This is a genomic window from Cupriavidus sp. MPR-AND1C, from assembly GCF_058809705.1.
Genome location: NZ_JBXASU010000088.1, coordinates 19,002 through 28,645, shown reverse-complemented (window position 1 = coordinate 28,645; position 9,644 = coordinate 19,002). Strand labels below are relative to the sequence as shown.

Genomic DNA, 9,644 nt, shown 5'->3' with positions numbered 1-9,644 from the left:
CCACTATCCCCCCACTATCCCCGCGCTCTCCCCGCTTGCCGCTGGCGTCACGCCACGGTTGCGTACTCCAGTGTCTTTGGCGTCTTCACGATGACCTCCGGGCGCTCGCCCACCACGACCGTATCGTCGAGCCGGAAGCCGCCCAGCCCATAGACATAGATGCCCGGCTCGGCCGAGTAGACCTCGCCGTCCAGCAGCGCGCGCGTGTTGAAGGCCATGTCTTCCGGATACTCGTGCAGCATCAGCCCGACCGCGTGGCCGGTGCGGTGGAAGATGTACTCGCCCAGCCCCGCGCGCTCGATCACGGCCTGCGCGGCGGCGTCCATGTCGCAGACACGCCGGCCGGTCACCGCCGCTGCCACCGCCGCGTCGGTGGCCTCGGCGGCAACCTGGTAGCAGCGTGCCTGGCGCTCGTCCGGTTTGCCGCAGAACCACGTGCGCTCGTTCTCCACGTAGTAGCCATTCAGGCGCGGCAGGATCAGGTTGACGATGGTATCGCCGGCCGCGATGCGCGCGCCGCACGCGGCGCCGTCGCCATGCGGCGAGGCCGAGGCCGGTCCCGTCAGGGTCCAGCATTTGAGGATATCGAAATCCTCGCCGGGAAAGCGGCGCGCAGCCTCCGCCACCATCAGCGCCGACATGGCATGGTCCAGCTCCTGCACCAGCCGCCCCGGCCGAATGTTCTCGCGGTAGCGCTCCTGTACCCAGTCGGTCAGGCTCCCAAGCTCGCGCATCACCCGCAGTTCTTCCGCATGCTTGACCCAGCGCATGGCGCGCATCTCCGCCATGGCCGGGCGCAGCGCGAGCTCCGGCAGGTAGCGCTGCGTCGCCGCGAGAATCGGGTGGGCCGCGTCCACGGCAATGCGCGAGCCGCCCAGCCCGTGCGACGCCAGCAGCGACGCCACCACCTCGGGCAACTGCGGCGCCAGCGCCAGCCGCTGCGACACGCGCGGATGCTCGGCGTAGTACGTCACATCGCGCAGCCAGACCTTTTCCTTTTCCGTGCACAGGCGCATGTGGTTGGTCGACAGCTCGTTCATCACGGCGAAGGGTTCGCCGTTGCGCGGCACGAACACAAAAACGGGGCGCTCCCACGGCCAGACATCCAGCTGGAAATTGGTGGCGAACTGGAAGAAGTCCGGCGTGCTGAACACCAGCGCGTCAACGCGGATGCGGTCCATCAGCGCGTGCATCATTGCCAGGCGATAGTCGCGCACGGCGGTCGTGATGTGGGGCATGTCTAGTCTCCTTGGTTCCTTGCTTGGTAATGGGTGCGGGCGGGCGCGGGCGCACCCGGCCGGGATCAGAGGGCGATGCCGAGCTTGCGGATCATGGGGCCCCAGGCCTGCGCGTCGCGCTGCATATGGCGCTCCACTTCGGCCGGCGGGCCCTTGATCGGGTCGAGGAACTGGTTGGCCAGCTTGTCCTTGAATGCCGGCTCGTCCATGGCCGCGTTGATGTCGGCGTTGATCTTCCGCACCAGCGCCGCCGGCGTGCCGGTCTTTGCGACGATGGCGTACCAGCCCGGCACCGCCACGTCGTAGCCAAGCTCCTTGAAAGTCGGCACATCGGGCAGCGCGGCCAGGCGCCGCTCGCCGGTCACGGCCAGCGCCACCAGCTTCTTGCCGGCGATATAGGGCTGCACACCCGCCACCACATTCATCATGGCCGGGGTCTCGCCCGACATCAGGCTGGTCGAGCCGCCGGCGCCGTTGAACGGCACATGCTGCAGCTTGACACCTGCGCGCTCGGCCACCAGCTCCATGGCCAGGTGCGTGGAGTTGCCGATGCCGCCGGAGGCGTAGCTGATGCCGCCCGGCCGCGCCTTGGCAAGCCGCACGAATTCGGCAAAGCTGGTGGCATGCATCGCCGGCGCGACCACTAGCACGAACGGCGAGTTGGCCAGCATCGCCACGCCGGTCAGGTCGCGTTGCGGCACATAGGGCAACGCGGGGTACAGGAAAGGATTGAAGGCCAGGTTGGACACGCCCGCGAAGAACAGGGTGTAGCCATCGGCCGGCTGCTGCAGCACATAGTTGATGGCCAGCACGCCGTTGGCGCCAGGCTTGTTTTCCACAACGACGCTGCGTCCCCAGCGCTTGCCCAGCGTTTCGGCCAGCGCGCGCGCGAGCACGTCGTTGCCCGTGCCGCCGGCCTGCGGCACGACCAGCCTGACCGGGCGCTGCGGCCAGTCCTGCGCCCAGCCGGCTGCGCCCCATGCCATGCCCGCCGCGGCGAGCGCGGCGCTTAGTATCAGTGTGCGTCTGTTCACTTCGATCTCCTCTCGCATCCCTTGATCGGCACCCTCGCATCGAGGTGCATCCGGTTTACTGTACCATGTGGTACATGAAGAGGAAAAAATTTTTTCGGGACCGCGGCGCCGACGCCGGCGCCGCGTACGCATCAGGCTTCTGGTGCGGATTTCGCGCCCGGGGCCCCAGGCGCATTCAGCATGCGCGCGAAGTATTTCAGCGCGGCCGTGGTGCCCTTGCGATCGCCCGTGGTGACGAGATCCAGCAACAGGCCGCGCACGGTGGCGACCTCGATGCGAGCCCGCAGCTTTGCCTCGCTCGTGCTCAATCCAAGCTGCTTGTGAAAGCGCTCGGTCAGCGCGCCGGTCCAGCTGCCTATCACGTCGTCGAGGAACACCTGGAAGCGTTCGCGATCGCGAATGGCGCGGCCGTAGATCTCGAACAGCAACTGGATGATGGGCAGGTAGTTGTCGGCCGAGTAGCGCGCCCAGGCCACCTCCAGCGCCCGCGCGGGATCGGACTCGCTGGCGGCCAGGCTGGCGCGCGCATCCAGCTCGGCATGGCGGATGCGGCGCAGCACCGCCTCCCAGAACTGGTCCGCCGAGCCGAAGTAGTAGATCAGCATGCGGTGGCTGGTGCCGAGCGCCTCGGCGATATGGCGCAGCGACAAGTCGCCGATGCCGTGCTCCAGCACGTGGTCGACGGCGCCGTCGAGCAGCTGGATGGCCTGGTCGCTAGCAGCGCGGCCATGCGCGAGTGTATCGAGCGTTTCGGTGGCAGCGGCGGGATTCTTGCGGGGCGGCATGGGCTGGGGAACGCGTTCGGTTAGGCACAGGGGCGAAGACAGCGAGTGTAAGCCAGCCCGGCTCGCAGCGCATTCGCCCGTTGCATCCTTATCCTTATCCTTATCCCTATCCCTATCCCTATCCCTATCCCTATCCTTATCCTTATCCTTATCCTTGAGCTGCTCCCAACAGGAAGGGCAGTGTCTCGTCCAGCAGCAGCGCCGGCATTTCCTCGGCCATGTAGTGCCCGCACGGCAGGCTCTTGCCGCTCACGTTGCGCGCCACCTTGCGCCACTCTTCCAGCGGCGCGAAGCAGCGGCCTACCGCGCCCTGCTCGCCCCACAGGGCCAGCATCCCGCACTCGACCTTGCGCCCGGCGGCCAGGTCGGCGCGGTCGTGCTCGAGATCGATCGACGCACTGGCTCGATAGTCCTCGCACAGCCCGTGCGCCGCGCCCGGCAGGCTGAGGCAACGCAGGTACTCCGCCATGGCCGCCTCGGTAAACGGCGCCAGGCCGGCGCTGCGGCTGCCCATGGTGCTGCGCAGGTAGAGCGCCGGATCGGCCTCGATCAGCGTCTCGGGAAACGGCGCGGGCCGGATCAGGAAGAACCAGTGGTAGTAGGCCAGCGCGAACTGCAGGCTGGTCTGCTCGTACATCGCCAGCGTGGGCGCAATATCCAGCGTGACCAGCCGTTGCACGGCATCCGGATGATCCACCGCCATGCGGTGCGCCACGCGAGCGCCGCGGTCATGCGCCATCACCAGGAAGCGCTCGAAGCCCAGCGCGCGCATCGCCGTGACCTGGTCCTGCGCCATGCTGCGCTTGCTGTAGTTGGCGTGGTCCGGCAGGCCGGCCGGCTTGCCACTATCGCCGTAGCCGCGCAGGTCGGTGGCAACCACGGTGAAATGCCGCGCCAGCGTGGCGGCCACCTTATGCCAGATCACATGCGTTTGCGGATGGCCATGCAGCAGCAGCAAGGCCGGGCCCTGGCCGCCGACGACGGCGTGGATCTCGACGTCGCCACATGGAATGCGATGCTGCGTGAATCCTTCGAACACGTTCCGTCCTCCTTCAGGCGGACAGCCGCGCCATGGTCTTGGCGGCGACGTCCTGCAGCCAGGGCTGCGACTGGTGATGGCGCCGCGCGAACGCGGCGATTTGCGACGACTGTGCCAGCGTTGCGCCGATCATGTCCAGTCCCTGGCGGAACATGGTGCGGTGGCGCTCGGCCAGCGTGAAGGCAAAGCGCAGCGCGCCGGCGCTCACCGACATCGCCGCGAGGTCGATCTCGATCCGCGCGGGCGCGCTGCCCGACACCGCGGCCATCAGCGCATCCACTTCTGCCTGCGGCAACATCACCAGCAGCAGCCGGTTGTTGATCGCGTTCGAGTAGAAAATCTCGCCAAAGCTGGGCGCGATCACCGCGCGAATGCCGTATTGCTGCAGCCCCCAGACGGCGTGCTCGCGGCTCGATCCGCAGCCAAAGTTCGGGCCGGCCACTAGCACGCCCGCGCCCTGGTACCGCGCCTGGTTGAGCGCGAACGCCGGGCGCGGCACGCCTTGCGCGTCGAAGCGCATATCGTAGAACAGGCCACGGTCCAGCCCAGCCTTGTCGATGATGCGCAGGAACTGCTTAGGCATGATCTGGTCGGTGTCGAGGTTGCCGATGGGCAGCGGCGCGCCAAGCGCGGCGATCAGGTCGGAATCGTAGTCAGGCATGGCATCAGGCATTGGTTGGCTCCAGGCGGCGCACATCGGTGATGCAGCCGGTCAGCGCCGCCGCGGCGGCCATGGCGGGACTCATCAGGTGGGTGCGCCCGGCGCGCCCCTGGCGTCCCTCGAAATTGCGGTTAGTGGTGGAAGCGCAGCGCTCGCCCGGCGCGAGTACGTCGTCGTTCATGGCCAGGCACATCGAGCAACCCGGCTTGCGCCATTCGAAGCCGGCGTCCAGCAGCACCTGCGCAATGCCTTCGTCCTCGGCCTGCTGGCGCACCGCGCCGGAGCCCGGCACCACCATCGCGCGCACGCCTGCGGCCACCTTGCGCCCGCGCACGATGGCGGCCACAGCGCGCAGGTCTTCAATGCGCCCATTGGTGCAGGAACCAATGAACACGCGCTGCACCGGCAGGCCTTCGAGCGTGGCGCCCGCCTGCAGGCCGATATAGTCCAGCGCCTTGGCGGCAGCGCTGCGCGCCGTGTCGTCGATGGCATCCTCCACCGGCGGCACGCACGCATCGATGGGGATCGCCTGGTCGGGGCTGGTGCCCCAGCTCACATACGGCGCCACGTTGCTGGCGTCGAACACCAGTTCGCTGTCGAACCTGGCATCCGCATCGGAATGCAGCGCCCGCCAGCAGGCCAGCGCGCGCTCGCGCAGCGTGGCATCGATATCGGCGGCGCGGGCCAGCACGTATTCGATGGCCGCCGCATCCGGCGCGATCAGCGCGCCACGCGCGCCGGCTTCCACCGTCATGTTGCACAAGGTCATGCGCGCCTCGATCGACAATGCGGCGATGGCGCTGCCGGTGAACTCCACCACATAGCCACGCGCGCCCTGCGCGCTGATGCGGCTGATGATATGCAGGATCATGTCCTTCGCGGTAGCGCCGCACGGCAGCACGCCGTCCACGCGGATGCACATGTCCATCGCCACGCGGTACACCAGCGTCTGCGTGGCCAGCACGTGCTCCACCTCGGACGTGCCGATGCCAAAGCCGAGCGCGCCCAGCGCGCCGTAGGTGGTGGTGTGGCTGTCGCCGCACAGCACCACCATGCCCGGCCGGATCATGCCGTGCTCAGGCGCGATCACGTGCTCGATGCCCTGCAGCGCGTCATCGGTATCGAACAGCGGGATGCCGTGCTGGTCGCAGTTGCGCTTGAGGTTGCGCGCCTGCAGCGCCGAGGCGGGATCCTGGATGCGGCGCGGGCTTTCGGCGTGGGTGGGGATGATGTGGTCCACCACCGCCACCTGCTGGCCCGGCGACGGCACGCCCCTGCCCTGCGCGGCCAGCCCGGCAAAGGCCTGCGGACTGGTGTATTCGTTCATCAGATGCAGATCCGCGTAGAGCAGCACGTGGTCGGCATCGAGCGCGGCCACGGTGTGCGAATCCACCAGCTTGCGATAGTAGGTAAGGCCTGACATGGGACAGCCTGCTTGAGGTGAATTGAATGAGGTGAGTTGAAAAATTGCGCGGCAGAAAGCGCCGCGCTTACTCCGGCGTGATGCCGGCCTGCTTGATCTGCGCGGCCCAGCGCTTGATTTCCTTGTGCAGCATGGTGTCGGCCTGGGACGGGCTCATGGTGAGCGGCTCGAAGCCTTCCTTGAGCAGGCGCGCCTTGATCTGCGGCGCGGCCAGTGCCTGGTTCAGCGTCTGGTTGAGCTTGGCGATCACCGCCTTGGGCGTGCCGGCCGGCGCACTGACGATGAACCAGGTCTCGAAGGCGTAGTTGGGCAGGCCCGCCTCGACAATGGTGGGCACATCGGGCAGCAGCGGCGAGCGCTTGGGCCCGGTCACCGCCAGCGCGCGCAGCTTGCCGGCCTGCACCTGCGGCAGCGCGGCGGAGAGCACCGGGAAGCTGAGCTGCACCTGGCCGGCGATGGTATCGACCATGGCCGGGCCGCCGCCCTTGTATGGCACGTGCAGGATGGCCGTGCCGGACTCTGACTTGAACAGCTCCGCCGCCATGTGGAAGGTGCTGCCAGTGCCCGCCGAGCCAAAGCTGAGCTGCCCGGGGCGGCTCTTGGCCAACGCAATCAGTTCCTTCACATTCTTGGCCGGCAGGCCGTTGGTCACCACCAGCACATGCTGCGAGGTGCCCATGGTGCCAACCGACGCCAGGTCGCGCTCGGTGTCGAACGGCAGCCTGGCGAAGAGCGAAGGATTCACCGCCAGCGCCACGTTGTTGATGGCCAGCGTGTAGCCATCGGGCTTGGCCTTGGCCACCTGGTCCATGCCGATATTGCCCGAGGCGCCGGCACGGTTGTCTGCCACCACGGGCTGGCCGAGTTGCCGGCCCCACGCTTCGGTGACCAGCCGCGCGGCGATGTCGACGCTGCCGCCCGGAGCGAACGGCACGATCAGGCGAATCGGGCGCGCGGGAAACGTCTGGGCCGAGGCCACCGCCGGCGCGAGCGCAACGGACAAGGCAACAGCACTCATGGCGAGCGGCGTCCGGCAGATCCGGCGGGCGATGGCGGTAAAGCGGTTCATGTGGGGTCTCCTGGGTGGCAGGCTGGCTGCCAGGGAACGCCCCCGACGCCGCCGCGTTTATTGAGATGCCAGTTTAACCATTGAACCCATCGCTATAATTTCACCCAAAGACTTTCATTCAGTCGCCCATTTCACTAATCAGGCCTCGGACCGCATCGTGGACAACTTCTCCGACCTCGCCTTCTTCGTCACCCTGGTCAAGCGCGGCAGCCTGGCCAGCGCAGCCCAACAGTTCGGCATCACGCCGTCGGCCGCCAGCAAGCGGCTGACGGCGCTTGAAACGCGGCTCGGCGTGCGCCTGCTCAACCGCACCACGCGCCGCCTGAGCGTCACGCAGGAGGGTGAGGCCTACCTGGCGCAGGGCGCGCGCATCCTGGCCGAGCTGGAGGAACTGGAGCAAGGGCTTGGCGGCAGCCGGGTGGCGCCACGCGGGCTGCTGCGGGTCAACGCCACGCTGGGCTTCGGCCGGCGCCACGTGGCGCCGGCGGTGGGCGCCTTCCTGCTGGCCTGCCCGGAGGTGGAGGTGCAACTGGAACTCACGGACCGGCCGCTGAACCTGGCCGAGGCGGGCTTCGATGTCGGCATCCGCGTGGGCGATCTGCCCGATGCGCGCCTCGCCGCCCGGCCCATCGCGCACAACCGCCGCCTGCTATGCGCCGCGCCGCGCTACCTGGCCAGCCACGGCGAGCCGGCATCGCCGCGCGAGCTGCAGCAGCACCGCTGCATCGTGATCCGGGAGAGCGACGCCACCTACGGCACCTGGCACCTGCGCTCGGCCAGCCGCCAAGAAACCGTAAAGGTGCGCGGGCCGGCCAGCACCAACGATGGCGAAGTGGCCCTCGGCTGGGCCTTGCAGGGTCACGGCATATTGATGCGCTCGGAATGGGAGGTGGCGCCGATGCTCCGCTCGGGGCGGCTGCGCCAGGTGCTGCCAGACTGGGAGACGCCGCCAGCCGATGTGTTCGCCGTATTCCTCACGCGCGACCACCTCACGGCCAAGGTGCGCGCGTTCGTGGACTTTTTGGCGGAGCACTTCGCCGCCCACCGGATGGCGGGCGCGCCCTATAGTGGCTGGTAGCCCGTTCAGGCCATGCCGCGCACGAACTCCAGCGCCAGCGCGGCGGCCGCGTCTGGCGTGGTGGTCGTAGCTTGCATGGGAGCCGATGTGGGAATGGTGTCCGGCGACGGGCCTGGCGCCCAAGGTGAGCGCGGAGCTGTTCGCCGCGCTGGCGCAGGCGTACCTGGGCGGACACTGAACCTGGCGGCGAACCGCTCAGCCCGCAGGCTGCGCCTCGCCGTCGAACAGGTGCAGGAAGCGATCGAGGATCAGCAGGTGATCCTCGAACATCTGCCCTTCCAGCGCCAGCAACGCCTGTTGCGGCACCCAGCGCACCGCGGCCGCGTCGTCTGCGGCGGCCACGGCAGGCAGCGCATCGAGCGGCAGGTCGAAGAAAAAAGCGTGGGTCAACGTGCGCCCGCGCTGGCTGCGCTCGGGATGATCGAACAGCGCCTGGTCTCGCAAGGATTGCTGCAACGCCGCCTTGGGCAAGCCGAAGCGCGTCTCCTCGTCGAGCTCGCGCAGCACCGCGTCGGCCACGCGCTCATGCTGGTCCAGGAAACCACCGGGCAGCGCCCAGGCTCCGCGGCCGGGCTGTCCGCCGCGGCGAATCAGCAGCACCTGGCCGCAGCAGCGCACCACCGCATCCACGGTCACGAAGACCGGCGCATACGGCGCGGCGGCCCAGCGGCGGCTGTGGTCCTGCAAGAAGCGATACTCGGCCAGCAAGGTCGCAAACGCTTCGCGCCCGGCGAACTCGCGCAGGAAGGCGGCCACCGGCTGCGGCAGCACGCTCTGCAGCCCCTCCAGCCCGCCTTGCTGCTCGAACCATTGCCGGCGCACGTCGGCGGCGTTGAGCTGCCCGAAGCTGGGCTGCGGCACCAGTTCCCAGCCGGGAAAGTCATTCAGGTAGCCCGAAGAGGCATCCTTGAAATGTCCGAACAGGCCAACGCGCGGCGTCCCATGCGCGCAAGCCTCGATCGCCGCGCCCGCCACGGCGCGCACCGCCGCCGTCCAGCGCGCGCTTTCGTAATAGTCGCGCACCACCACAAAGCGCAGGTCGGCAACGCGCGCAGCGTCCCATGCCGCGACAGCGCCCTGGATCATCTGGCGGCGCTCATCCGCGGAAAACGGATTCTTGACGGTGCGGGCGCCGCCAGCGGAACCCAGCACCACGATCACCGTGCTGGCCAGCGCCAGCGCCTGGCGCAGCATGGCGAAGTGGCCGTTGTGGAAGGGTTCGAAACGGCCGATATAGACCAGGCAATCGAAGGGGACAGCGCTCGCCGCCCGGGTCGGGTCCGCCTGGTTCGTCGGGTTCGTCACGGTCATCGGCAC

At 68.3% G+C, this 9,644-nt stretch carries 9 protein-coding genes; 1 reads left to right on the top strand and 8 read right to left on the bottom strand.

Annotation, left to right across the window (positions count from 1 at the left end; all coding sequences use genetic code 11):
• Positions 1–47: 47 nt before the first annotated feature.
• The 7 genes from AC1RWI_RS31140 to AC1RWI_RS31110 form a co-directional block, all read right to left on the bottom strand.
• Positions 48–1,238, bottom strand: a complete 1,191-nt coding sequence (locus AC1RWI_RS31140) for a M24 family metallopeptidase (RefSeq protein WP_492870232.1) — start codon at positions 1,236–1,238, stop codon at positions 48–50.
• Positions 1,239–1,303: 65 nt separating this feature from the next.
• Positions 1,304–2,272, bottom strand: a complete 969-nt coding sequence (locus AC1RWI_RS31135) for a Bug family tripartite tricarboxylate transporter substrate binding protein (RefSeq protein ID WP_052494729.1) — start codon at positions 2,270–2,272, stop codon at positions 1,304–1,306.
• Positions 2,273–2,403: 131 nt separating this feature from the next.
• The gene (locus AC1RWI_RS31130; protein WP_043343221.1) at positions 2,404–3,057 is read right to left on the bottom strand and encodes a TetR family transcriptional regulator; all 654 of its coding nucleotides are present in this window, start codon (positions 3,055–3,057) and stop codon (positions 2,404–2,406) included.
• A gap of 148 nt (positions 3,058–3,205) precedes the next feature.
• On the bottom strand, positions 3,206–4,096 hold the full coding sequence (locus AC1RWI_RS31125; protein WP_043343218.1) for an alpha/beta fold hydrolase: 891 nt from the start codon (positions 4,094–4,096) through the stop codon (positions 3,206–3,208).
• Positions 4,097–4,109: 13 nt separating this feature from the next.
• Positions 4,110–4,769 (bottom strand): 3-isopropylmalate dehydratase small subunit, encoded by a 660-nt coding sequence (leuD, locus tag AC1RWI_RS31120; protein ID WP_492870231.1) that lies wholly within the window; start codon positions 4,767–4,769, stop codon positions 4,110–4,112.
• The gene (gene leuC, locus AC1RWI_RS31115) at positions 4,762–6,180 is read right to left on the bottom strand and encodes a 3-isopropylmalate dehydratase large subunit (protein WP_492870230.1); all 1,419 of its coding nucleotides are present in this window, start codon (positions 6,178–6,180) and stop codon (positions 4,762–4,764) included. The genes leuD and leuC overlap by 8 nt, the downstream gene beginning before the upstream one ends.
• 67 nt (positions 6,181–6,247) lie before the next feature.
• A complete protein-coding gene (locus AC1RWI_RS31110; protein WP_492870229.1) occupies positions 6,248–7,249 on the bottom strand; it encodes a Bug family tripartite tricarboxylate transporter substrate binding protein in 1,002 nt (333 codons plus the stop codon).
• Positions 7,250–7,406: 157 nt separating this feature from the next.
• Between AC1RWI_RS31110 and AC1RWI_RS31105 the strand changes: the two genes are divergently transcribed.
• Positions 7,407–8,327, top strand: coding sequence for a LysR family transcriptional regulator (locus tag AC1RWI_RS31105; RefSeq protein ID WP_043343209.1), 921 nt, complete (start codon positions 7,407–7,409; stop codon positions 8,325–8,327).
• 195 nt (positions 8,328–8,522) lie between these two features.
• Here AC1RWI_RS31105 and AC1RWI_RS31100 read toward each other — a convergent pair whose 3' ends face one another.
• Positions 8,523–9,632 (bottom strand): bifunctional nicotinamide-nucleotide adenylyltransferase/Nudix hydroxylase, encoded by a 1,110-nt coding sequence (locus AC1RWI_RS31100; protein WP_236701959.1) that lies wholly within the window; start codon positions 9,630–9,632, stop codon positions 8,523–8,525.
• Positions 9,633–9,644 lie beyond the last annotated feature (12 nt).

What these genes read in the sequence shown, in the direction of transcription:
- AC1RWI_RS31140 (WP_492870232.1), bottom strand. Translation starts at nt 1,238, where the DNA reads ATGCCCCACATCACGACCGCCGTGCGCGACTATCGCCTGGCAATGATG.
- AC1RWI_RS31130 (WP_043343221.1), bottom strand. Translation starts at nt 3,057, where the DNA reads ATGCCGCCCCGCAAGAATCCCGCCGCTGCCACCGAAACGCTCGATACA.
- leuD (WP_492870231.1), bottom strand. Translation starts at nt 4,769, where the DNA reads ATGCCTGATGCCATGCCTGACTACGATTCCGACCTGATCGCCGCGCTT.
- leuC (WP_492870230.1), bottom strand. Translation starts at nt 6,180, where the DNA reads ATGTCAGGCCTTACCTACTATCGCAAGCTGGTGGATTCGCACACCGTG.
- AC1RWI_RS31110 (WP_492870229.1), bottom strand. Translation starts at nt 7,249, where the DNA reads ATGAACCGCTTTACCGCCATCGCCCGCCGGATCTGCCGGACGCCGCTC.